This window comes from Azoarcus sp. KH32C, from assembly GCF_000349945.1.
Classification (GTDB): domain Bacteria; phylum Pseudomonadota; class Gammaproteobacteria; order Burkholderiales; family Rhodocyclaceae; genus Aromatoleum.
In genome coordinates this window covers 3,263,872-3,287,135 of the sequence record NC_020516.1, presented here as the reverse complement: position 1 = coordinate 3,287,135, position 23,264 = coordinate 3,263,872, and the positions used below count along the sequence as shown (strand labels likewise).

The window sequence follows — 23,264 nt, the reverse complement described above, 5'->3', positions numbered from 1 at the left end:
CCCGAGAAATTCAATTTTCGTGTTGTGAGCGGCGCGTCGTGCGACCTATTGTTTCGGGGATATCTCTCGATGCAGGGGCGTGCATTTCCCCGTGCCTTTCCCGGTTCGATTCACTCAATGAGTTCGCGGGCCCTTGTCCGATGCCCGCTGCAATGGAGAAATCCGAATGAATGCTGCTGAAATCCTCCTGTCCGTCGGGGTGGATCCCGCGATTGCGATCGAGTGCGGCGACCGGCGTGTGAGCTACGCCGAACTGCGCGAGCGTGTGCGGCGTGCGGCCGGCGCATGGCAGGCGCTGGGTCTGAAGACAGGCGATCGGGTGATCGTGTTCGCGCCCGACAGCGACGACTGGGTCGAGGCGTATCTGGGTGCGATCTGGGCGGGCGGCGTCGCGATCGGTGTCAACTCGCGCTTGTCGATGGGGGAAGCGGCGCCGATCCTGAAGGAATGCGAGGCGCGCTTCGTGTGGTGTGAAGCCGAGGAGGCGCGGACGCTCGTGGCGGGAGGGGACGCTGCCGTGAAGATCGTCGCGAGCGGTCCCGGTACCTTGAACTGGGGGGCGCACCTGGCGAGCGCCGACGGGATCGATCCGGTGGAGCGCGACAGCGAAGATCCCGCTTTGTGGATCGGCACGTCGGGAACCACGGGCACGCCAAAAGGCGTGATCCATGTGCAGCGTGTCGTGGTCAATGCGCAGTCCTTCGCGTGCGGCATCCTCGGGCTGACCGCCGCGGACCGGCTGTATGCGACGTCCAAGCTGTTCTTCGCGTATGCGCTGGGCAACAGCTTGTTCGCCGGCCTTCGCGCGGGTGCGACGGTGATCCTCGACCGCGAGTGGCCGACCGCCGAGCGCGTCGAACAGATGGTCGAAAAGCACCGCCCGACTTTGTTGTTCAGCGTCCCGACGCTCTACAACAAGATGCTGCAGACCGGTGTCGCGGCGCGGATCGCCGACCGGGGTATCCGCCATTTCGTGTCGGCGGGCGAGGCGCTGCCAGGGTCGATCCGACAGGGCTGGCGCGAACAGACCGGATGCGGCCTGATCAGCGGTTACGGCACGTCCGAGACGCTGTGTCTGATGCTGTATAGCGATGACGATTCCGGGCTGATGAAGCCGACCCCGCTGACCGACGTGCGATTCAATCCGAACATGGACGCGGATCTGCCGCAGCGCATCTGGGTGCGGCACACGACGGTTGCGCAGGGGTACTGGAAGCGGCCGGACGCGCAGGCGGACGGATTCAACGAGGGGTGGTTCTCGCCGGGGGACATGTTTCTTCGGCATCCGGACGGACGCCTGGAATACGCCGGGCGCAACGACGACATGCTGAAGATCGCCGGGCAGTGGGTCAGCACGCTGTGGGTCGAGCAGTCGCTCGCGTCCCAGTGCGGCGAGGCCTTGCACCAGATCGCGTCGGTCGGGGTGGAGTCGGGTGATGGGCTGACGGCGCTGGCGGTGCTCGCGGTGGCGGCGCCGGGGCGTACGGCCGAGGCGCGGCAGCGGCTCGAGGGCGCCATCGAAGCCTTGCCAGGCCATCGCCGACCTCGCTGGGTGCATTGGCTGGACGCTTTGCCCTTGACGCCGACGGGCAAGCTGCAGCGCGGCCGGCTGCGGGCCTTGCACGAGCGCCAGGTGGAGGCCATGGCCTGACTCCCGGAAATGTCCGTCGGATCGCAGCGCTTCATTCGTTCGTCGTCACGCCCTCAGGAGACACCATGTCGAAAGCAGAGGATGTAGATATTCAATCGTTCATCAATCAGCACCCGTTCTCCGGTTTTCAGTGGTTCATCTTCGCACTGTGCTTCCTGATCGTGATGCTGGATGGGTTCGATACGGCGGCGATCGGCTATATCGCACCGTCGCTCATCCAGGAGTGGGGCGCGACCAAGCCGGCCTTGGCGCCGGTGTTGAGTGCGGCGCTCTTCGGGCTGGCCGCCGGAGCGCTGGCGTCCGGACCGCTGGCGGACCGCTTTGGACGCCGGCTCGTCCTGAACGTGTCGGTACTCGTGTTCGCGGCCGCGTGCTTTGCCTCGGCTTTCGCGTCCGATCTGCAAGGGCTGACGGTATTGCGCTTCGCGACCGGCCTCGGATTGGGGGCGGCGATGCCCAACGCGGTGACGCTGATCAGCGAATACTGTCCCGCGAAGCGCCGCGCGCTGATCACCAATGCGATGTTCTCCGGATTTCCGCTGGGGGCCGCGTTCGGCGGCTTTCTGGCGGCATGGATGATTCCCCTGTTCGGCTGGCGCAGCGTGCTGCAGCTCGGGGGCATCGCGCCGGCCGTGCTGCTCGTGCTGATGCTGGTGTGGTTGCCGGAGTCGGTACGTTACATGGCGGCAAAGGGAGTATCGCCGGAGCGGATTCGCGCTGTCCTCGGTCGCATCTCTGTCACGGCCGCGAGCGCTCGGTCGTTTCACCTCGCAGAAGTGAAATCGGCCACTGTGCGGGGGAGCGGCCTGGGAGTGGTGCTGTCCCGGTCGTACATCGCCGGATCGCTGATGCTGTGGCTCGCTTACTTCATGGGCCTGGTGATCTTCTATGCGCTGATCAACTGGATGCCGATCCTGTTCAAGGATGCCGGGCTCGAGCAGAAGACAGCAACGCTGGTCGCGGCGCTGTTTCCGCTCGGCGGCTGCGGCGCGATCTTCTTCGGTTGGCTGATGGACCGCTTTAATGGCAACCGCATCATCGCTGTCGGCTACGCGCTGACGGCGGTGTCGATCTACGCAATCGGACAGGTGGCGGGCAACGTCGGTGCGCTGGTGCTTGTCGTGTTCGTCGCCGGGACGGTCATGAACACGGCCCAGGTATCCATGCCTGCGCTGGCCGCCGGCTTCTACCCGACCCAGGGGCGTGCGACCGGTGTTGCGTGGATGCTCGGGATCGGCCGCTTCGGCGGGATCGCCGGATCTTTCCTGGTGGCCGAACTGACACGTCAGAAGCTCGGATTCAGCGAGGTGTTCACAGTGATCGCGATCCCCGGACTGATCGCGACCTTGGCGCTGATCCTCAAGCAATGTGCTCATCCCGAAATCGCCCCGGCGCATCACGCGCCCGCGGATGAAGGATGTCCGAGTTACCGGGAAGAACAGGTCGCCGCTCACTGAGCGTGGATCGATCGGACGGAGTGCGACAATGCGCGCGGACGAACTGGATTTCCATTCGTTGGTGGAATTCGCGCCTGAACGTGGCGCGATCCAGTTCAGCGGCCGGCGCGCCATCCTGCTGCACACGGATGCAATGGGCGCGCTGCGCAAGGAGCTGGTCGAGACGCTCGGCGTCGACATCGCCAAGGTGATCCTCACGCGCTACGGCTTCAGCTGCGGCCACGAGGATGCGGGACTGCTGCCGGGTTTCATGAACCCCGACACGACCGAGGAGTTCGTGCGTGGCGGCCCGCGCGTCCACATGTTCTCGGGTATCGCAGAGGTCGAGACGCACAGTGTCGAGGTCGACCGCGAACGCGGCCGTTACCGCATGAGCGGCTATTGGCGGCGTTCCTACGAGGCGGAGCAGCACCTGCGCCTCTTCGGCCGCTCGGACGAGGCGGTGTGCTGGACGCTCGCGGGCTACGCGTCCGGCTTCGCGTCCTACGTCTTCCAGACCGACATGATTTGCGTGGAGCACGAGTGCGAGGGGCGCGGCGACGATCATTGCGCGTGGACGCTGATGAACGCGACGGACTGCGCGCCGGAGCTCGCCGACCTGCGACGCTACTTCCAGCCGCTCAACATCAAGGACCGCATCAACGTCCTCGAAGGCAAGGTGTACGAGCGCACGCGTGAGCTCGAGGCCTCCGAGCAGCGCTATCGCAACCTGATCGAGGATCTGCCGGAGATGGTGTTCGCGCTGCACGTCTCGGGCCGCATGGTGCAGCTCAACAAGGCGGGGCGGCTGCGGCTGGGCATCGCGGAGAAGGACTTGCCGGGCATGCGCTTGAAGGATCTCGTGCTGCCGGAATATCGCGCCAAGGCGGCGAGCTTCCTCAAGAGCATCGCCAACGCGCGCGCCGCAACGCAGCTCGACGTCGTGATGCGCGATACCGAAGGGCGCGACATCCCGATGCGGCTTCAGGTCGAGCCGGTGTTGAAGGACGACAAGATCGTCGGCTATAGCGGCCTGGCGATCGACATCACGGCGCAGCAGGAGCGCGAACGCAAGCTGACCGAGTATGCGGCACGGCTGGAGAACCGTGAGCAGCAGATCCAGGACATCATCAACGACGCGGTCTACATCCTCGACCTCGACGCCCGCCTGAGCTTCGTCAATGCCCGCATGGCCGAGCTGTTGGGCGTCCCCGCGGATCGTGCGATCGGTCGGCGCTGTGGCGAACTGATGCTGCATTCGTCTGCGCTGCGGGTGGAGCGCGACTTCCGGCGGCGGCTCGATGGCGAGGGCCCGGCGCCGTTCGAAATCATGCTCGCCTTGGGCGATGGCACGAAGCGGCTGCTGGAGGTGAGCTCCGCCGTATTGTCGACAGGTGGCCAGGTCGAAGGCGTCATCGGCGTCGTCCGCGACATCAGCGCTCGACGTGAAATGGAGCGCCAGCTCGCGCAGGCTAACCGCCTCAGCGCGCTGGGGCAGTTCGCGTCCGGAATCGCGCACGAAATCAACAACCCGCTCGGCCTCGTGTCCGGCTTTGCCGAGGAGCTGCAGGCGCTGATGGAGAACATCCCGGGTGTCGATGCGAATCCGGAACTCGAAGTGCTGCGCCGCGGCCTGACGACGATCCAGGAGCAGGCGCAGCGTTGCAAGGCGATCACGGACAACCTGCTGCTCTTTTCGCGCAAGCAGGCGGTGCCGATCGAGCCGGTCGATGCCGGGATGTTCGTGCGCGAGCGGCTGGCGTCGTACCGCGAGATCGGGCTGACGCGCGGACTCGACGTGGCGCTGCAGATCGAGACCCGCCTGCCCGTCATCGCGACGAATCCGACGCTGCTCGACCAGGTGCTGCGCAATCTGCTGAAGAATGCGGGCGATGCGATGCCTGGGGGCGGGCGGGTGGAAATCGTCCTGAAGCCGGCAGTGGGCGGGGCGGATCTCGAAGTGCTGGACGAGGGGCCGGGCTTGCCGGCGGGCGTGATCGACCACGTCTTCGACCCCTTCTTCACGACCAAGGCGCCGGGGCGGGGCACCGGGCTCGGGCTGTCGATCTGCTACGGCATCCTGTCCGAACTTGGAGGGCGCATCGACTGCGGCAATCGGCCGCAGGGCGGGGCGTGGTTTCGCATCCATCTGCCCGCGGACGACACAAGCCTGGAGGCCGATCTCTCATGAAAGGACATATCCTGATCGTCGACGACGAGGCCTTGTATCGCCAGCTGCTGACAAGCCGTCTTGGACGCAGCGGTTACGAGCTCAGCGAGGCGGGCGACGGCGAGGCGGCACTCGCCCGGGCACAGGACGGGGGCGTCGATCTCGCGCTGGTGGATATCAAGATGCCGGGCATGGACGGGATCGAGGTCCTCAAGCGCTTGAAGGAATTCGACCCGCTGATGGAGGTTGTGATCCTGACCGGTCATGGCAACGTCGATACCGCGATCGCCGCGATGAAGCTCGGCGCCTTCGACTATCTGTCGAAACCATACAAGCTGACGGAGCTCGACATCGTCGTCGAGCGTGCGCTGGAAAAGCGCTCGCTTGCGCGGCGCTGTGCAGCCCTGAGCGCGGAAGTGACCCATCGGCGTGCGTGCGACGACATGGCCGTCGTCGGCCGCAGTCCTGTGTGGCAGAAGACGCTGGAGCTTGTGCGCCGGGCCGCTCCGCTCGACATGCCCGTGCTGGTGACGGGCGAGAGCGGGGTGGGCAAGGAGGTTGTCGCGAGCCTGCTGCATCGCTGGAGCGGACGTGGAGCCGAGGCTTACGTGCCGCTCAACTGCGGATTGCTCGACGACGAGCTCGTCGAAAGCGAGCTCTTCGGTCACAAGCGTGGCGCGTTTTCGGGGGCGACGGCCGACAAGGAGGGGCTCTTCGAGGTCGCGAGCGCGGGAACGCTGTTTCTAGACGAGATCGGCGAGTTGCCCGCCGCCTGTCAGGCCAAGCTGCTGCGTGTGCTCGATTCGGGCGAGTTCCGCCAGCTCGGCGCGACGGCCTTACGAAGGACGCACGCCCGCGTGATCGCCGCGACGCATCGCGATCTCGATGCCCTCGTTGCGCAGGGGACGTTCCGCCACGACCTGCTGTACCGGCTCAATGTCGTGCATATTCCGGTGCCGCCCTTGCGCGAACGGCGCGAGGATGTGCCGCTGCTGGTCGAGCACCTGATGCGGCGTAGAGGCAGGCCAATCGGTGAGCTGCCGCGATTCTCCGAAGCCGCGATGGGGCGGCTCATGGCGTATCGGTGGCCAGGGAATGTGCGCGAGCTGCGAAACGTCGTCGAACGCCTGGTCGCCTTCAGCGACGGGGTGTGCATCGACGAAGCAGCGGTCTGTTCCGTGCTCAACCTTCCCTTGGTCGCGACGCCTGCCGCGGCGCCACGGGTTTTCCCTGGCATCGTGCCGCTCGACGATTTCGAGCGCGACTACGTGGTGTGGGTGCTCGACGAAGTCGGTGGCAACGTCAGCGCGGCTGCCCAGGCCTTAGGTGTGTCGCGCTCGACGGTGTATCGCTTCCTGCGCAGCGAACTCGCCACCGGCTGAGCGTTTCGGACCGTGGTGCCTGCTACGGCTTGTTGTAGCTGGTCGGCTTGGTGCCGCCATTGCCGCCATTGCCGCCTTCCGTGATCGGCGACTGTGCCTGGGCGTCCTTCAGCTGGGTCGGGCTGAGTCCTCGTGCAACGTCGTCTCTATCGCGCGCGGCTTCCACGTGCAGCGCCGCGGCGGCGCGATTGAACCACACGTAGGCGAGCACGGGGTCGCGCGGCAGGCCCACTCCGTCCCGGTAAAGCCGTCCCAGTTCTAGCATTCCCGCCGGGTCACCCATGGCCGCCGCCATCCGGATCCACTTCGCTGCCTGATCGTAGTCCTGCAGCACGCCGAAGCCGCTTCGGTAAAGTTTTCCGAGCTCCACCATCGCCCCGGGGCTGTTGTTCTCGGCGGCAGTTCGCAGCCAGTGCACCGCCTCTGCGGACCGCGTGCCCTCGCGGCTCAGATCCGACAACAGCACTCTGGCAAGCCGCAACTGAGCTGCCGCGTCACCCTCCTGTGCGGCCCTCAGCGTGTAAGGATCGATTTGCACCGGCGCTGCGGCCGGGATCGGCGCCGGGATTTCGTCGACCGTCGACCAGTCGATTAGCATGACGATGCCGATAGCAATGATCAGACACGCGGTCGCAACCGAAACGAGGGCATTCCGACCCGAGCGCGTGCCGTCCGGCGCGAAGAAGCGATGTTTGCAGGCGCGGCAACGGTAGGGGTGGCGCCCGGGCACGTGGGTCTTTTCGTCCGGTCGCCATCGAGACTTCCGGCAATCGGGACTTTGGCAAATCGGGCATATCACAACCGTTGGCTGCGTCATCTCGATTCCGAATTGCGTATTTCAACAGGCCCTGACGACCGTATCCGTCGATCCGGGCCGGTCGCCTCCATTTGTCATTTTATTCTATTAAATTATTTGCCGGCCCGACATCCGTCGCATGCGGAGAGGGGTGAAATTGCAGATTGTTACGATTTGGCGACGAACGGCATTCGTCCTGACTCACTCGGCCACGTAAGTCTCGTCGAGGGCAGGGGATCTCGCGTGCGAGGGTTTCAGCAGGGTGAGCAGCGGGATCGCAGCGAGCGAGACCCAGGTCATCAGGCGGAAGTCCTGCAGGTAGGCGAGGAAGGCGGCCTGGCGGGTCACCTCGCCATTGAGGGCGGCGAGGCCCCCTGCGGTGCCGAGATCGAAGGCGCCCGCGTCGGCCGCTTCGCGGACGGCGAGACTGAAGGGCGTGATGAAGTCGGCCAGCGCCGCGTGGTTCGCCTGCATGTTGTGCGAGAGATAGGTCACGACGATGGAGATGCCGATGCTGCTGCCCAGATTGCGCATGAGGCTGAAGAGGGCGGTGCCTTCGTTGCGGTAACGCGGCGCGAGGGTCGCGAAGGTGATCGTCGACAGCGGCACGAAGATGAAACCGAGTCCGAGCCCTTGGACGAGGCCGGTGCGCACGATGTCCCACGCCGTGATGTTCATCGAGAAGCGGGTCATTTCCCACTGCGACAGGCTGGTCAGCAGCAAGCCGAGCAGGATCAGCCAGCGCGGATCGACTCGTCGCGCGAGCCGGCCGACCGCCATCATCGCGAACATCGTGCCGATGCCTCGCGGGCCCAGCAGGTAGCCCACCTCGATCACCGGGTAGCCCATCAGGTTCTGCAGCAGCGGCGGCAGCAGCGCCATCGTCGCGAGCAGGATGATCCCGACCACGAAGATCAGCAGCAGGCCGACGCCGAAGTTGCGGTCGCGGAAGAGGCCGGGCTCGAGGAAGGGACGCTCGTGCGTGAACATGTGCGCGACGAAGAGGTACAGGAACAGCCCGGCCGCGACGGCCTCGGCAACCACCTCCGCATGCGAGAACCAGTCGAGCGTCTCGCCGCGGTCGAGCATCATCTGCAGCGCGCCGATCCCGAGCGTCAACAGCGCGAAGCCGAGCAGGTCGAAGCGGCGCGAGCGGTCGACGGGCGTCTCCTGCAGGGAGGCCGCGAGCCCGAGCCAGGCGAGGATCCCGAGGGGCAGATTGATGTAGAACACCCAGCGCCAGCTGTAATACTCGGTGAGCCAGCCGCCGAGCGTCGGCCCGAGAATCGGCCCGAGCATCACGCCGACGCCCCACATCGCCATCGCCTGACCGTGCTGCTCGCGCGGGTAGGTGTCGAGTAGCACCGATTGCGACAGCGGTACGAGGCTCGCGCCGAATACCCCTTGTAGAAGGCGGAACAGGACGATCTGCGTCAGGTTCTGCGCCGCGCCGCAGAGCATCGACGCGATCGTGAAACCGACGACCGCGGTGAGGAAGATGCGCTTGCGGCCGAAACGCGCGCTGAGAAAGCCGGTGAGCGGCATGAAGATCGCGGCCGCGACGATGTAGGACGTCAGCACCCACGAGATCTGGTCCTGCGTCGCGCCCATCGAGCCCTGCATATGGGGCAGCGCGACGTTGGCGATCGTCATGTCCAGCGCCTGGATGATCGTCGCCAGCATCACCGATAGGGTGACGAGACCGCGATGCGGGCGGTGCGTCATGGAGATCAGCGCGAGAGGCCGAAGAGGCGTCGGCGGTGTCCGGTGTCGATCTCGACCACGGCGCTGAGGCCCGCGCGCAGCGCCGGCAGGTCGGGGCGCGCATCGAGCGCGATACGCACCGGTACGCGTTGCGTGATCTTCACCCAGTTGCCGGTCGCATTCTGGGCCGGAATCAGCGAGAACTCCGCGCCGGTGGCGGGGCTCAGGCTCTCGACCTGGCCGTGCCAGACGGCGTCGGGGTAGGTGTCGATTCGGATGGATACGGCCTGGTCCGGGCGGACCCAGGTCAGGTCGGTTTCGGGGAAGTTCGCCTCGATCCACAACTTGTCGCTGGCGACCAGCGCCATCACGGTGCTGCCTGCGCTGACGTATTGCCCGGGCTGGGGCACCTTGCTGGCGGTGCCCGCGGTGGCCGCGCGGATCTCGGTGTGCTTCAGGTCCAGGCGGGCGCGGTCGAGCTCGGCCTGCGCGGCGAGGAAGTCCGGGTGGGTCTGCAGCGGAACATCGACGCCGCCGCCCAGCGTTTCGGCGATCTGACGCAGGTTTTCTTCATTGACGACGATCTGCTGGCGGGCGAGGTCGGCGTCCTGCTTCGCCGCGTCGAGTCGCGAGCCCGAGATGAAATTCCGCGCGGCGAGGTCGGCCTGGCGCTGCTCTTCGCGGTTCGCGAACGACAGCCGCGTACGCGCGAGCGTGATCTCGGCCTGCTTCTCGCGGTAACTCGCGCGCATCGCGGAGTGCTGGGTGCGCACCTGCGCGAGCTTGGCCTCAGCCTTCGCGACGGCGACGCGGAAGGGTTCGGGGTCGAGCCGGAACAGGACCTGGCCGGCCTTGACCGGCTCGTTCTCTTCGACCAGGACTTCCTTCACCGTGCCGGATACCTCGGCGCTGACCGGCGTCTTATCGGCCTTCACGTAGGCGTTGTCGGTCTCGGCGTAACGTCCGCCACCGAGATAGACGAACAGTCCCACGATGCCGGCCAGCAGCGGGACGACGACCAACAGGATCAGACGTTTCGTGCGCCGACTGCGTGGGGCGGGTGTGTCGGCGGACGGGGCGGGGGTGGAGGCTTGCGGGGTACTCATGTCGAACCTTTCAGAGCAGCTGACGATCTGCGGGACTACCGCGCCGCGAGGTTTTGGCGGACGCGCCTGAGCACCGCCATGACCTGCTCGCGGTCCTCGTCGGAAATGCCGTCGAGGGCGCGGTTGCGCAGGCCCTCGGCGACCTCGGCAATGGCGTCGAGGTGCGCGCCGGCCTTCTCCGTGAGGTAGAGGCGGTAGGCGCGTCGGTCGGTCGGATCCTGGCGGCGTTCGACGAGGTTTTCGGCGGCGAGCTGATCGATGAGCCGCGCGAGCGTCATCGGCTGGATTTCGAGCAGGTCGGCCAGATCGACCTGGCGGATGCCTTCGTTGCGTGCGAGGTACACCAGGGCGCGCGCCTGAGCGAGCGTGATCGGAGTGTTCTGCACCGACTGCTCGAAGGCGCGGCGCAGCAGGCGAGCGGTATCGCTGAGCAGGAATCCGAAAGTGTCTTCGCTGAATCTCATGGGCGTCAAATGTGATAGTAAGTGATGCTTATTATCACATTTTTTACTAATCCAACGCTAGTTCCGTACTGTCGAGATTTTCGCCAGTGACTGGATTTGCGACACCTTGCGGCAAATGCCGGCGTCGCTTGACGCGTACCCGGTTGCACCCCGGCGATGTCCAGAATCCATACATTTCCTGCCATCGTTTCAATTGATCCTTTTGGCATTTGATATCTGTTCAAGTAATTGACATTACAGGCAAAGCTATCGATCTAGATCGTTCGGCATACGCCTTGCTGTACTCCTCTTGTCAATGAGTCGGAAAGACCAACCAGAGGAGGTGCGGAGACATGTGGAGCAGAAGAGTGATCGGCATCGCGGCGGCCTGCGCGGCGCTGTGCGGTAGTGGGGGTGTCGAAGCGGCGGCGTGGCGCGACGGTGCCCACGTCTATGAAAAGGTGTGCCGCTACTGTCACGAGGCGGGGGTCGGGCCGGTGATCCGCGGGCGGAACCTGCCCGTGGAATACGTCCAGCGTGTCGTGCGCTTCGGGAACCGTGCGATGCCCGCGTTTCGGCCGAGCGAGATCGATGACGCGTCGCTCGCGGACGTTGCCCGGCTGATCAGTTCGGGTACGCCGCTGGCGAAGGAGTGATCGGCCATGGATCGACGGATCTTTCTGAAGGGATTGATGGGGAGCGGCGCGCTGGGCGTGCTGCCGGCGACCGCCTTTGCGCGTCCGGCGGCCGAGCGTGAGGCCGAGGTGACGGTCGTCGTCCAGGCCGGTCTGCCGCGGGCGCAGGCGCTTGCAGCGGGCATGACGGACGACCGTGGCGTCATCCCGCTCACGGTCGGCGCCGACGAACTCTGCAGCTACGCAGGCGTGTCGGCGCTGCTCGACCGCGTCGGCCGGACATCGCTGATCGGCGTGATGGACGACGCCGCGGCGGTGATCTTCCAGCAGATCGCCGCCGCCCGCGGTACGGGGCTCGTCGCGCACACGCAGCATCGTATCGGCACCGAGAGTCTGGTGTCCTTCGCGATCAATACCTGAGCCACACGCAACGGCTTTTGCCACGGAGACAAGGGAATGAAAGAACAGCGCAAGGTATTGCCCAAGGGCATCGGCGCCGCGGACTTCGACAAGGCGGTGCGCGAGTTGCGCGCGATCGTCGGCGACGAATACGTGTTGATCGACGACGAGAAGCTCGCCCCCTATCGCAAGATCATGATGCCGGTGCCGGACGAACAGCACGCGCTGTCGGCCTCGGTGATGCCGGATGGCGTCGAAGAGATCCAGCGCGTCATGAAGGTCGCGAACAAGTACCGGATCCCGGTGTATCCGGTGTCGACCGGGAAGAACCTCGGTTACGGATCGGCGGCGCCGGTCCAGCGCGGCCAGATCGTGATGGACTTGCGGCGCATGAACCGCATCATCGAGGTCGATGCGGAGCTGTGTACTGCGCTCGTCGAGCCGGGCGTGACCTACCAGCAGCTCTACGACTACCTGCAGGAACACAAGCTGCCGCTGTGGTTCTCGTGCCCGGCGCCGTCGGCGATCGCGGGGCCGGTCGGCAACATGGTGGATCGCGGCGTCGGTTACACGCCCTATGGAGAGCACTTCCTGTTCTCGTGCGGGATGGAGGTCGTGCTGGCGGACGGGCAGGTGCTGCGCACCGGCATGGGAGCGATGGAGAACTCGAACACCTGGCAGGTGTTCAAGTGGGGCTACGGGCCGACGCTCGACGGCATCTTCACGCAATCGAACTTCGGCGTCGTCACGAAGATGGGCATGTGGCTGATGCCGGCGCCGCCGGATTTCCGGCCCTTCTGCATCCAGTACCCGAACGAAACCGACATCACGAAGATCGTTGAGGCGCTGCGTCCGTTGCGCATCGCGATGGTGATCCCGAACGCAGTCGTGATCGCGCACACCTTATGGGAGGCGCCGTGCAAGCCGGTGAAGCGGGCGGATTACGTCACCGGTCCGGGTGCGATTTCCGACGAGGCGGTGAAGAAGATCCAGGCCGACCACGACATCGGCGCGTGGAACGTCTACGCGGGCCTCTACGGCACGAAGGAAACCAACGACGCCAACTGGAAGATCATCGAGGCGGTCGCGGCCGGAACGGGCGGCAAGATCATCACGCAGGAAGCTTCGAAGGGCAGCAAGGCGCTCGAATACCGCTTCGACCTGATGAAGGGCAAGCCCAACCTCGGCGAGTTCGGACTCTACAACTGGCGCGGGGGCGGCGGCTCGATCTGGTTCGCGCCGGTGTCGCAGGCGAAGGGCTCCGAAACGCTCAAGCAGATGCGGATGGCGAAGACGATCCTCGCCAAGTACGGCTTCGATTATGTCGGCGAGTTCATCGTCGGCTGGCGCGACATGCACCACGTGATCGACCTGCTCTATGACCGCTCGAATCCGGAGCAGATGGAGAAGGCCTATGCCTGCTACGACGAGCTGCTGCATACCTTCGCGAAGGAAGGCTACGGCATGTACCGCGCGAACACCGCCTTCGCGGAGAAGGTCGCGGCGACCTACGGGCCGGTGAAGCGCGACGTCGAAAAGCGTCTGAAGAAAGCGCTCGATCCCAACAACATCATCGCGCCGGGACGGTGCGGTATCAGCCTGTAGGAGCTCTCATGAAAGAGTACAAGCTGTTCATCGACGGCGAATGGGTGGCGTCGTCGACCGAGACGATCCTCGACGACATCAATCCGGCCACCGGCGAGGTGTGGGGCCGGGTTCATCAGGCTTCGGCCGCGGATCTCGAACGCGCAATCGCCGCCGCCTACCGTGCGCGGGAGAGCTGGGGCAACATGCTCGCGAACGAACGCGAGGCAATCCTGCTGCGTGCGGCGGACGAGCTGCAGAAGCGCATCCCTGAGGTCGCCGATGTACTGATCGACGAGGCGGGCTCGACCTTCGGCAAGGCGATGTTCGAGGCGTCCTTCGTCGTCAATCTGCTGCGTAGTGCCGCGGGCGAGGCGCGTCGCATCACCGGCGAGACGATGCCGTCCGACAGCCCCGGCGTGTTCTCGATGAGCGTGCGCCGGCCGCTGGGCGTGATCGCCGGCATCGCGCCGTTCAACTTCCCCTTCCTGCTCGCGACGAAGAAGGTCGCGCTCGCCCTCGCAGCGGGCAACACCTTCATCCTGAAGCCCGCGACCTACACGCCAGTGACGGGCCTGAAAATCGCCGAGATCTTCGAGGCGGTGGGGCTGCCGAAGGGGGTGCTCAACGTTGTGCCGGTGCAGGGTTCGGTGCTCGGCAACACCTTCATCGAGGACCCGCGCGTCCGCATGATCACCTTCACCGGTTCGACGGAGGTCGGACGCGAGCTGTCGGCGGCCGCCGGGCGGCATTTCAAGCGCATCACGCTGGAACTCGGCGGCAAAAGCCCGCTGATTGTGCTCAAGGATGCGGACGTCGACTACGCGGTGAATGCGGCGGCCTTCGGCATCTTCCTGCACCAGGGGCAGGTGTGCATGGCGAACTCGCGCCTGATCGTCGAGGCGCCGATCTTCGACGCGTTCTGCGACAAGCTCGTGCAGAAGGTCGTCGGCTTCAGGGTCGGCGATCCGCGCGATCCGCACACGGTGATCGGCCCGCTGATCGATCGCAAGCAATGTGGAGTGCTCGACCGCCACGTCGCCGATGCGGTTGCGAAGGGCGCGAAGCTGCTCCATGGCGGCAAGAGCGACGGCGCCTTCTACCAGCCGACGATCCTCGCCGGCGTCACGCCCGACATGATCGTGTTCCGCGAGGAAAGCTTCGGTCCGGCCGTGTCGGTCATCCGAGCCGCGGACAGCGAGGAGGCGCTGCGGCTCGCGAACGACTCCTGCTACGGGCTGTCGTCGGGCCTCATCACGAACGACCTGCAGAAGGCCTTCGACCTGTCGCTGCGGCTGGAGGCAGGGATGGTGCACATCAACGACGCCTCGATCATGGACGAGCCGCATGTGCCCTTCGGCGGCGTCAAGGACAGCGGTGTCGGCCGAGAAGGCGGGCATCACTCGATGGACGAGATGACCGAACTCAAGTGGATCACCGTGCAGCTCGGGCAACGTCAGTTCCCGTTCTGAGCGTGGACAAGAATCAGGGAGGAGACATGAAGATCAAGACGATCTCGATGGCAGTGGTGCTGGCGGCGGGGCTGTCAGTCGATGCGATGGCGAAGGAAGGCGTTGACGGATATCCGAACGGCGCCGAAAGCTGGATGGCGGGCGCCGTCCCGCCGCCGGGCAGTTATTTCCTGAACTACTTCGGCCACTACGAAGGGAAGCTCCGTGACGGCGATGGGGACAAGGTGCCAGGTACCTCGGTCTACGCATGGTTCGACGCGCTGCGTTTCATCAAGATGACCGACACCAAGATCCTCGGCGGCGACTGGGGCATGCACCTGATCGTCCCGGTCGTGCATCAGGAGGTGAAGCTCGGCGGCGACAGCAAGTCGACGACGGGGCTCGGCGACATCACCTTCAATCCGATCATCATCGCGTGGCACACCAAGAACCTGCACTGGACGGTCGCGCTCGACCTCAACATGCCGACCGGCAAGTACAAGTCGGGCGACCCGCGCGAGAGCATCGGGACGAACTACTGGAGCCTGGAGCCGATCTTCGCCGCGACCTGGCTGTCGGACGATGGCTGGGAGCTCTCCGGCAAGTTCATGTACAACATCAAGCGCAAGAACAAGGACTTCCGACCGGCACCGGGCGCCCCGAAGATGGATTACGAATCGGGCGACGACTTCCACATGGACTACGTCGTCGGCAAGCATTTCGGCCCGTGGGCGGTCGGGCTTTCCGGCTACTACCTGACGCAGACGACGAACGACAAGCTCAATGGCGACGCGCTGTCGTCGGCGCTCGGTCCGTGGTCGAACGGGCGCAAGGGGGAAGTCTTCGCGATCGGGCCGAGCGTCAGCTACACCAACAAGAGCGGCATGATGTTCATCGGCCAATGGCACCACGAAACCGAGGCCGAGAACCGTTTTCGCGGCGACAAGGCGTGGTTCAAGCTGGTGATGCCGTTCTAGAAGCTACTGCCAACGGTAGACGGTGACGTGGTCGGTGCCGGATTCGGCCGCCCACGTCTCGCCGGGCCGGCCGAGAATCTGGCGGATGGCGGCATTCGGCTGCGGCGACGGAAAGGACTCGAAGCGTTCCGTCGCCGGGTCGAAGCGCAATACCGCGTTCGCGCCGAAGTCGCTGACCCACACCCGGTCTTGCCGGTCGACGTAGATAGCGTAGGGATGCGGATCGCTGCCGGGGAGGCGCCACGCGCGCCACTCGCGCGTCTTCGGGTCATAGCGCGAGAGCTGGCCCGACTGCCATTCGCTGACCCAGACGCGCCCGGTCGAGTCGGACCAGATGCGGCGTGCGCCTTGTCGCGGGGTCGGCGGATCGATCGGGCGGGCTTCGCCGGTCGTCGTGTCGATGCGGGCAATGTGGCTGCCGGCGAGCGATGCGTAGTAGATGTCGCCTGCAGGCGTTGCCGTGATGCCGTAGGGGCCGCGGCCACGCGGCGCGTCGAATACGCGGACCGATCCGCTGGCGGGATCGAGCCGGCCGTAGATGCCGGACTGGCCGGTGAACCAGAGGATGCCCTTGCCGTCGAAGGCGGCGGTGTTCAGGTTCGCGTTGCGGCCTTCGGGCAAGGGATAGCGGGTGAGCGCGAAGGTCTTGGGATCGACGCGGACGATCGCGTTCAGGCCGCTGTCGGTGATCCATGGCGCGCCATCGGGGCCGACAATCACGCCGTGGGGCGAGGAGCCGCTGCCGAGCGGAATCTGGCGCGTCTTGCCGGTTGCGGGATCCAGCATGCCGAGCGCACCCTGCGCCTGGGCGGTGTACCACACGGGGCCGCTTGGTTCGGGCGAAGGTGCGACGTCGTGCGGGTGGGCGCCCTCGGGTACGCGAAAGCGCTCGATGCTGACGTCGGCGGCGATCCCGGCGCTCGACGCGATCCAGCTCAGGGCTCCGATCCATGCCTTCCAGCGCATCGTCCGTCCTCCTTCGCTGATCCTTACCGCATGGACGTCGATCCGGCCCCAATGTTCCGGGGCCGGGCAGGCGGCACCGCCGTCAGGCCGTGCCTAGGTCCAGCGTGACCTCGGCGGTCAGCGAATTCGCGATGAAGCAGCGCTTGTGGGCGCTTTCGTGGATCTGCTGCAGCGTGCTCGCGTCGGGTTGCTTGTCCGAGAAAGTCACGCGCGGCGTCAGCACGATGTGGGTCAGCGCCATGCCCTTGTCGGTCTTGCCGAGATGACCGACGGGGTTGTCAGTGTAGCGTTCGACCGGGAAGCCTTTCAGGTCGGCGATCGCGAGGAAGAACAGCATGTGGCAGCTCGCCAGTGCGCTGACGACCATCTGCTCGGGATCGGCGCACTGCGGGTCGCCCTTGTATTCAACCCCTGCCGACACGTTGAGCTGCTGGCCGCCCGCGAGCGTGGCGACGTGGTTGCGGGAGTAGGTCTTGGGATCGGACGCATTGACCGCGCGCGTCCATTCGATGCTTGCTGCGTGCTGTGACATCGTCAGCCCTCTTGGGGATGTTTCGGGTTACCGATACTTCTTGTACACCGCCCGTGCGTCTTCGTGCGCGCGCTCCAGCGTGCAGATAGACGGATCGTCGTCGTGCAGCGTGAAGAAGTCGTCGGCCTGGGCGCGCATCACCATGTCGATGGCGGCCTGGTCTTCGACGTCGTACTTTTCGGTGATCAGCGTCGTGACTTCGTCGAGGTGTTCTTCGTAGGTCATCTGGATTGCCTTGCGTTCTGGCGAACCATGTAGAGGTAGAGGGATTCGACCTTCTCCCGCGCCCACGGCGTGCGTCTCAGGAACTTCAGGCTCGAGGCGATGCTCGGGTCGTCCGTGAAGCAGCGGATGTTGATCCGCTCGCCGAGATCCTGCCAGCCGTAATGTGTTACGAGCTGGTTCAGCATCATCTCCAGCGTCACGCCGTGGAGGGGGTTTCCGGGTTGTGAGGTGCTCATTGGCGCGTGGGGCCTCGCCCTCAGCGATGTTCCGGGAAGATCTTTTGCAGCAGCGCGACCAGCGTCGTGCGCTCGTCCTCGCTGAGGTGCTCGACGAGGCGCTTCTCGTGGTCCACGACGCGGCGCTTGAGCTTTTTGAGGAGGGCCGAGCCTTCGGCGGTCAGCACCAGCGAGTTGGAGCGGCGGTCGTTCTCGGCCGCGCGGCGCTCGACGAGGCCGCGACGTTCGAGGTTGTCGATGACCGAGACGACCGTCGAGCGATCGAGATGGGCGGCGCGCGCGAGTTCGGTCTGCTTCAGTCCGGTGTTGGCTTCGATGATGACGAGGATGCCGAAGAGTCCGGGCGTGACATCGAACTCGCCGAGGGATTCGGAGAAGTCGCGGAAGATCGCGATCTGCGCGAGACGCAGCTGGTAGCCGGCAAGCCCCGGCAGCATGCCGAAGTCGATGCCGTTCCGGTCGGAGGCTTTTTTTTGTGTCATGGTTTCTGTGGGGTTTGGTGAAACGTTGGGTCTCCCAAGTATGCCGTCCAATCATTCATAAAAATAGTGGAATACAAACAATTTGACAGGAAGCAAATGCGCTGCTAATTTTGACTCATGCGGTGCGCGACTGCGCGTGCCGGTCCAATCGACGATGGCGGAGGGACGGATGAGCGGGCAAACGGTTTCATTTGTGATGGCGGGCAGCGGCGGTGCGGGGGTCGTGACCGCCGGCAGCCTGCTGCTGGAGGCGGCGGCGCGGGCGGGCTGGTACGCGTACATGACGCGCTCGTCGGGGCCGCAGATCCGTGGCGGCGAGGCGGCGGTGATGATCCGCCTCGGCACGGCGCCGATCTCCTCGCATGACGATTGCTTCCACCTGCTTGTGGCGGTCGATTGGCAGAACGTGGGCCGCTTCGCGGCTGAAATCCCGCTCGACGCGGACAGTCTGATCATCGGCGATCCGGGTGAAGGCGAGGCGCCCGAAGTGTTCGTGCGCAGCGGCGCGAAGGTTGTGGATTTGCCGATGAAGGCGCTCGCGAAAGGTGTGCCGGGCGGACGCCCGAACATGGTCGCCTTCGGCGCGATCGCGGCGATGATCGGCCTGCCCGAGGACATCGTGATCGGCGTGCTGCAGGACAGCCTCAAGCGCAAGGGGGCGGAGGCGATTGCGGCCAGCATCGCAGCCTTCCGCGCCGGCGTCGAGGCAGCGGTGGAGTTTCCCGCCGTTCCCCGACTGCCCGTCGGCAATTCCGATACGAGCGAACGCTGGAGCATCACCGGCAACGAGGCGACCGGGATGGGTGCGCTGCGCGGTGGCGTGCGCTTTGTCGCGGCGTATCCGATCACGCCGGCGACCGAGGTGTTGGAGTGGCTGGCGCCGGCGCTGCCGAAGGTCGGCGGCGTGCTGGTACAGGCCGAGGACGAGCTCGCGTCGATCAACCAGATCATCGGCGGGTCCTACGGCGGCGTGCCTTCGCTGACGGCCACCTCGGGCCCGGGGCTCGCGCTGATGACGGAGTCGTTGGGCCTTGCGGTGGCGGCCGAAGTGCCGATCGTGGTGGTGGACGTGATGCGCGTCGGGCCTTCCACGGGCATCGCGACGAAGTCCGAGCAGAGCGACCTGAACATCGCGGTCTATGGCCTGCATGGCGACGCGCCGCATCTGGTGCTTGCACCGACCTCGGTCGCGGATTGCCTCTTCACGACGCAATGGGCGGTGCATCTGGCCGAGAGCCTGCAGACGGCGGCGATCGTACTGACCGACCAGGCGATGGGGCAGGCGCGGGCGGTGATTCCGCGCTCGGCCGCGATCGCCTTCATCGGCCAGCGCGAGAAGCCGGCGGCACTGGCGGAAGGTGCGCAGTACAAGCGTTACGCGAATACCGCGTCCGGCGTGTCGCCGATGGCGATTCCGGGGATGGCGGGCTTGACCTACACGGCAGACGGCCTGGAGCACAACGAGACGGGTACGCCGTCGTCCCAGGCCTCCGACCACCAGGCGCAGCTCGACAAACGGTTGAGGAAGCTCACCGGTTACAACTACGGCGACCACTGGGCCGAGATCAGCGGCGACGAGGACGCGGACACAGCGATCGTGACCTGGGGCTCGAGCGCGGGGCCGGCACGCGAGGCGCTGGAACGGCTGCGTGCGGCCGGGCAGGCGGTGAAGCTCGTCGCGGTGCGCCTGATCTCGCCGGTCCAGCCGGAAAAATTCGAGCGCGTGATGAAGGGCGTGCGCCGCGCGCTGGTCGTCGAGCAGTCGCACAGCGGGCAGTTCCACCGCTACCTGCGCGCTCAGTACGACCTGCCGCGCGAGGTGCACGCGCTGCATCACCCGGGGCCGCTCGCGGTACGTCCGGGGGCGATCGTCGATCAAATTCTGCAGTGGAGCTGAACATGGATGCGTGTGCAAAGCAGCGGGAATACAGCGCGAAGGACTACAAGTCGGACGTGAAGCCGATCTGGTGTCCCGGATGCGGCGACTTTTCAGTGCTGGCGGCGATCACCCGTGCGCTGGCGTCGATGCAGCTTGCGCCGGAGAACGTCGCCGTCGTGTCGGGCATCGGCTGCTCGTCGCGGATTCCGGCTTATACGAGTGTGTATGGTTTTCACGGGGTGCATGGACGCGCGCTTCCGGTCGCGACCGGGCTCAAGATCGCACGCCCGGATCTGACGGTGCTCGTCACGGGCGGTGACGGCGACGGTTTCTCGATCGGCGGTAATCATTTCCTGCACGCCTGCCGGCGCAACGTCGACCTGACCTACATCGTGATGGACAACCAGGTCTACGGCATGACGAAGGGGCAGGCCTCGCCGACCACGGCGCCGGACTGGGAAGGCAGCAAGCTGACGCCGGACGGGGCGGGGATCAATCCCTTCCATCCCTTGGTGGTGGCGCTCGCGGCCGGTGCGAATTTCATCGCGCGCTGTTCGAGCAGCGATCCGAACAACGTCGCGGACATCATCACGCAGGCGATCCGCCATCCCGGCTTCTCGCTGGTGCAGGTGCTGAGCCCGTGCGTGACTTTCCGGCCCGAGCAGCAGGAGTGGAAGCATATGGTGCGCACCGCGGTGGTCGATGCGACCGACGATGCCGCGCGTGCCGCGCGACGTTTGATGACCGACGATGGCTTCAACGTCGGCAAGGTGTTGTATAAAGGCAGCCGTCCGGCGTACCAGCCGGAGCCGAAGGGTGGTGTGGCGGTTGCCGAACTGGAAGCCGATTTTGCGCTGTGACGGCGATCAGCGCTCGGGTGCGATGAACATCCAGCCCCTCCAACCCCTCCGTTTTTAGAAAATCGACAGGAGTGAGCCGAAATGGCCCTGCAAATCAACGAAGACTGTATCAGCTGCGACGTGTGCGTCGCCGAGTGCCCGAACGAGGCGATTGCCGAAGGCGATCCGGCTTTCGTGATCGATCCCGCCAAGTGCACCGAGTGCAAGGGGCACTACGACACGCCGCAGTGCCAGGACGTCTGTCCGGTGGACGCGATCGTCCCGCTCGCGGCCTGAGCGTCAGCTTTCGGCCACTTCCGGCGTGGCGGCCTCCGTGTCGAGGCCGCCGAAGCGCTGGTAGAAATAGGGCGCTGCGCCGGGGAGGGCTCCGGCCGGCGTCTCGCAGACCGCCATCAGGTGCTGTTGCGACAGCCGCCAAGTGATGCGGTAGATGTCCTGGCAGAGCGCCCGCGCCGCGGCGCCGCTCCAGTCGGGCGGCATCAGTTGCGGCGGCAGTTGCGGGTCGTGCAGCAGCGCGCGGCGGAATTCGTGCATCATCAGCGTCTGCACGAGAAAGCATTGCTCCGGATCGAGATTGCGGGTGCTGCGCAGCGAGCGCAGGACCGGCCGCAGATGATCCGAAAATTCCTGGTATCCGGCCTCGATCGATTCGAGGTTCCAGCATTCGCGGGCGAGATCCTGCAGCGGCTTGGTCGATAGCCCGCCCAGCGTCGTCGCCCGCATCGGCACGACCTTGTCCTGCGTGCCTGTCTCCTGAAGGATTTCCTGCAAGGTCGCGGTGTCGGCCGAGGGGTGGCCCATGACGCCCGGCGCAACGTTGCCGTAGCCCGCCCACGACAGATCCTTGCGCAGCGTATCGCGCTCCGGCGAGGCGAGGGTCGAGGGGAGTACGACGAGCTGCCATTGCCCGTCCCAGGTGTCGTGCGGGGCATCGTAGATCCGCCGGTAGGCGTGCTCGAAACGCCGCCGCCCCGAGGCCGTGAGGCTGTAATAGCTCTTGCGGCCGATCTGTTCCGATTCCAGCCAGTGGTCCTGCGACAGCCGATAGACGCTGGTGCGCACCATGCGCTCGTTCAGCCCCAGCGGTTCGACCAGCCGGATGAAGCTCCCGAGCCACACGGTGCCTCCGTGCGGGGCGATGAAGTCGCCGTACACCGTGATGATCAGCGAGTTCGCGCGCGGTCGCCGCTCGGCGAGGGAATCGCTGATCCATTGCTCGAGGAAGCGGCTTTTCATCGTGGTGGCACCAGGGGCAGATCCGCGCCGGACGGCGTCGGCGTCGGGGTTTTCGGCCGATTCTAACCCTATGTCGCTGGCGTTGCGAAACGCGTGCGATCGCGGTCCGGCCGTGGAGTGTAAGGAGGATTTTTCAAGGATTGATGAAAATCAAACAATGGCGATAAATGCGATACAAAAACATTGACTATGGTCGGTGTGATTTGTATCGTTAACCCATGGCGTCGTCGTTGGCCTGCCGATCTCCGGCGGGCCCGGCAAACCGGTCGGCGGGGTGGGCAATGCAGCATGGTGCAGCTTCGAAGATGGCGGATGGACACGGCAAGTACGGCGTGGAGCGCTGGGTCGGCGGGCTCGCTGCGCAGGTCGAGGACATGGTCGCCGAAGAGCTGCCGGTAGCGCTGGTCTACAACGGCTTCTCGCACGCGGTGATGATGGCGACGCCGCAGGATCTGGAGGATTTCGCGCTGGGCTTCAGCCTCAGCGAAGGGATCGCCGGAGAGGTCCGCGACATCCTCGATATCGACGTGATCGAGCATGCCCAAGGCTGCGAGGTGCAGATGCAGCTTGCCGGCGCCCGTTTTGCGTGCCTGCGCGAACGGCGCCGCGCGATGGTCGGGCGTACCGGCTGCGGCATCTGCGGCGTTGAAAGCCTGGCGCAGCTCGCCAATCGTCCGGTTTCGACCATCGCGGGCGCGGGCGTGCTGGAAACCGGTGCCCTGCTGCGGGCGCAGGCCGGGCTCAAGGCCATGCAGCATCTCTTCGATCTGACCGGCGCGGTGCACGCGGCGGCATGGTGCCGCTTCGACGGCGGAGTCGAGCTCGTCCGCGAGGACGTTGGCCGCCACAACGCGTTGGACAAGTTGATCGGCGCGGTCGCAGCTCGCCAAATGTCCTTCGCCGACGGTTTCGTGCTGATGACGAGCCGCGCGAGCTACGAGATCGTACAGAAGGCGGCGGCAGTCGGCATCGCCGTCGTCGCGGCGGTTTCGGCGCCGACCGGCATGGCCGTGCGCATTGCCGAGGAAGCCGGGCTGACGCTGATCGGTTTCGCGCGAGGCGAACGCCACAGCGTCTATTCGCACCCGGAACGGGTTCACTGAAAGGAAACGGG

Annotated in this window: 23 protein-coding genes; 13 read left to right on the top strand and 10 right to left on the bottom strand. The window is 65.5% G+C overall.

Translation table 11 applies throughout. The features are described from left to right. Nucleotides 1-166 precede the first annotated feature (166 nt). The 4 genes from AZKH_RS14480 to AZKH_RS14465 all read left to right on the top strand — a co-directional run bounded on the left by AZKH_RS14480 (nucleotide 167) and on the right by AZKH_RS14465 (nucleotide 6,639). Nucleotides 167-1,651 carry an AMP-binding protein gene (locus tag AZKH_RS14480; RefSeq protein ID WP_015436532.1) on the top strand — a complete coding sequence of 495 codons (1,485 nt, stop codon included), beginning with the start codon at nucleotides 167-169 and terminating at the stop codon, nucleotides 1,649-1,651. 65 nt (nucleotides 1,652-1,716) lie between these two features. After that, nucleotides 1,717-3,108 (top strand): MFS transporter, encoded by a 1,392-nt coding sequence (locus tag AZKH_RS14475; RefSeq protein ID WP_015436531.1) that lies wholly within the window; start codon nucleotides 1,717-1,719, stop codon nucleotides 3,106-3,108. A 28-nt stretch (nucleotides 3,109-3,136) separates the two neighbouring features. Then, nucleotides 3,137-5,278: a PAS domain S-box protein gene (locus AZKH_RS14470; protein WP_015436530.1), complete on the top strand. Its 2,142-nt coding sequence runs from the start codon at nucleotides 3,137-3,139 to the stop codon at nucleotides 5,276-5,278. Further along, nucleotides 5,275-6,639, top strand: coding sequence for a sigma-54 dependent transcriptional regulator (locus AZKH_RS14465; protein ID WP_015436529.1), 1,365 nt, complete (start codon nucleotides 5,275-5,277; stop codon nucleotides 6,637-6,639). Before AZKH_RS14470 ends, AZKH_RS14465 begins: the two co-directional genes overlap by 4 nt. 22 nt (nucleotides 6,640-6,661) lie before the next feature. Here the strand turns inward: AZKH_RS14465 and AZKH_RS14460 are convergent, their stop codons facing one another. From AZKH_RS14460 to AZKH_RS14445, 4 genes are all read right to left on the bottom strand, one after another. Then, nucleotides 6,662-7,369 (bottom strand): tetratricopeptide repeat protein, encoded by a 708-nt coding sequence (locus AZKH_RS14460; RefSeq protein ID WP_015436528.1) that lies wholly within the window; start codon nucleotides 7,367-7,369, stop codon nucleotides 6,662-6,664. Nucleotides 7,370-7,636: 267 nt separating this feature from the next. After that, nucleotides 7,637-9,160, bottom strand: a complete 1,524-nt coding sequence (locus AZKH_RS14455; RefSeq protein ID WP_015436527.1) for an MDR family MFS transporter — start codon at nucleotides 9,158-9,160, stop codon at nucleotides 7,637-7,639. A 5-nt stretch (nucleotides 9,161-9,165) separates the two neighbouring features. Next, nucleotides 9,166-10,245 carry an HlyD family secretion protein gene (locus AZKH_RS14450; RefSeq protein ID WP_015436526.1) on the bottom strand — a complete coding sequence of 360 codons (1,080 nt, stop codon included), beginning with the start codon at nucleotides 10,243-10,245 and terminating at the stop codon, nucleotides 9,166-9,168. 35 nt (nucleotides 10,246-10,280) lie between these two features. Next, entirely contained in the window at nucleotides 10,281-10,709 is a 429-nt protein-coding gene (locus tag AZKH_RS14445; RefSeq protein WP_015436525.1) for a MarR family winged helix-turn-helix transcriptional regulator, read from the bottom strand. 332 nt (nucleotides 10,710-11,041) lie between these two features. Here AZKH_RS14445 and AZKH_RS14440 point away from each other — a divergent pair, with 332 nt between their 5' ends. The 5 genes from AZKH_RS14440 to AZKH_RS14420 are packed head-to-tail and all read left to right on the top strand — an operon-like array spanning nucleotide 11,042 to nucleotide 15,734. Next, nucleotides 11,042-11,344 (top strand): cytochrome c, encoded by a 303-nt coding sequence (locus AZKH_RS14440; RefSeq protein WP_015436524.1) that lies wholly within the window; start codon nucleotides 11,042-11,044, stop codon nucleotides 11,342-11,344. 6 nt (nucleotides 11,345-11,350) lie between these two features. Next, a complete protein-coding gene (locus AZKH_RS14435; RefSeq protein WP_015436523.1) occupies nucleotides 11,351-11,743 on the top strand; it encodes a hypothetical protein in 393 nt (130 codons plus the stop codon). A gap of 36 nt (nucleotides 11,744-11,779) precedes the next feature. Continuing rightward, the gene (locus AZKH_RS14430; RefSeq protein WP_015436522.1) at nucleotides 11,780-13,327 is read left to right on the top strand and encodes an FAD-binding oxidoreductase; all 1,548 of its coding nucleotides are present in this window, start codon (nucleotides 11,780-11,782) and stop codon (nucleotides 13,325-13,327) included. Nucleotides 13,328-13,335: 8 nt separating this feature from the next. Beyond that, nucleotides 13,336-14,778, top strand: coding sequence for an aldehyde dehydrogenase family protein (locus AZKH_RS14425; protein ID WP_015436521.1), 1,443 nt, complete (start codon nucleotides 13,336-13,338; stop codon nucleotides 14,776-14,778). A 26-nt stretch (nucleotides 14,779-14,804) separates the two neighbouring features. Then, nucleotides 14,805-15,734 carry a transporter gene (locus AZKH_RS14420; RefSeq protein WP_015436520.1) on the top strand — a complete coding sequence of 310 codons (930 nt, stop codon included), beginning with the start codon at nucleotides 14,805-14,807 and terminating at the stop codon, nucleotides 15,732-15,734. A 3-nt stretch (nucleotides 15,735-15,737) separates the two neighbouring features. On the opposite strand, the gene AZKH_RS14415 is transcribed toward AZKH_RS14420, so the two are convergent. The 5 genes from AZKH_RS14415 to AZKH_RS14395 all read right to left on the bottom strand — a co-directional run bounded on the left by AZKH_RS14415 (nucleotide 15,738) and on the right by AZKH_RS14395 (nucleotide 18,175). Beyond that, nucleotides 15,738-16,700 carry a hydrolase gene (locus AZKH_RS14415; protein WP_015436519.1) on the bottom strand — a complete coding sequence of 321 codons (963 nt, stop codon included), beginning with the start codon at nucleotides 16,698-16,700 and terminating at the stop codon, nucleotides 15,738-15,740. A gap of 82 nt (nucleotides 16,701-16,782) precedes the next feature. Then, on the bottom strand, nucleotides 16,783-17,232 hold the full coding sequence (locus AZKH_RS14410; RefSeq protein ID WP_015436518.1) for an OsmC family protein: 450 nt from the start codon (nucleotides 17,230-17,232) through the stop codon (nucleotides 16,783-16,785). Nucleotides 17,233-17,259: 27 nt separating this feature from the next. After that, complete coding sequence (locus AZKH_RS14405) at nucleotides 17,260-17,457, bottom strand: hypothetical protein (protein WP_015436517.1); 198 nt, start codon at nucleotides 17,455-17,457, stop codon at nucleotides 17,260-17,262. Continuing rightward, nucleotides 17,454-17,693, bottom strand: a complete 240-nt coding sequence (locus tag AZKH_RS14400; RefSeq protein ID WP_015436516.1) for a VF530 family DNA-binding protein — start codon at nucleotides 17,691-17,693, stop codon at nucleotides 17,454-17,456. Before AZKH_RS14400 ends, AZKH_RS14405 begins: the two co-directional genes overlap by 4 nt. Before the next feature lie 20 nt (nucleotides 17,694-17,713). Next, the gene (locus AZKH_RS14395; RefSeq protein WP_015436515.1) at nucleotides 17,714-18,175 is read right to left on the bottom strand and encodes a MarR family winged helix-turn-helix transcriptional regulator; all 462 of its coding nucleotides are present in this window, start codon (nucleotides 18,173-18,175) and stop codon (nucleotides 17,714-17,716) included. 169 nt (nucleotides 18,176-18,344) lie between these two features. On the opposite strand from AZKH_RS14395, the gene AZKH_RS14390 reads away from it, so the two are divergent. The 3 genes from AZKH_RS14390 to AZKH_RS14380 all read left to right on the top strand — a co-directional run bounded on the left by AZKH_RS14390 (nucleotide 18,345) and on the right by AZKH_RS14380 (nucleotide 21,190). Beyond that, nucleotides 18,345-20,072, top strand: coding sequence for a 2-oxoacid:acceptor oxidoreductase subunit alpha (locus AZKH_RS14390; protein WP_015436514.1), 1,728 nt, complete (start codon nucleotides 18,345-18,347; stop codon nucleotides 20,070-20,072). 2 nt (nucleotides 20,073-20,074) lie between these two features. Next, nucleotides 20,075-20,914: a 2-oxoacid:ferredoxin oxidoreductase subunit beta gene (locus AZKH_RS14385; protein WP_015436513.1), complete on the top strand. Its 840-nt coding sequence runs from the start codon at nucleotides 20,075-20,077 to the stop codon at nucleotides 20,912-20,914. An 81-nt stretch (nucleotides 20,915-20,995) separates the two neighbouring features. Further along, complete coding sequence (locus AZKH_RS14380) at nucleotides 20,996-21,190, top strand: YfhL family 4Fe-4S dicluster ferredoxin (protein ID WP_015436512.1); 195 nt, start codon at nucleotides 20,996-20,998, stop codon at nucleotides 21,188-21,190. 3 nt (nucleotides 21,191-21,193) lie between these two features. Here AZKH_RS14380 and paaX read toward each other — a convergent pair whose 3' ends face one another. After that, nucleotides 21,194-22,150: a phenylacetic acid degradation operon negative regulatory protein PaaX gene (gene paaX, locus AZKH_RS14375; protein ID WP_015436511.1), complete on the bottom strand. Its 957-nt coding sequence runs from the start codon at nucleotides 22,148-22,150 to the stop codon at nucleotides 21,194-21,196. A gap of 305 nt (nucleotides 22,151-22,455) precedes the next feature. On the opposite strand from paaX, the gene fdhD reads away from it, so the two are divergent. Beyond that, nucleotides 22,456-23,253 carry a formate dehydrogenase accessory sulfurtransferase FdhD gene (fdhD, locus tag AZKH_RS14370; RefSeq protein WP_015436510.1) on the top strand — a complete coding sequence of 266 codons (798 nt, stop codon included), beginning with the start codon at nucleotides 22,456-22,458 and terminating at the stop codon, nucleotides 23,251-23,253. Nucleotides 23,254-23,264 lie beyond the last annotated feature (11 nt).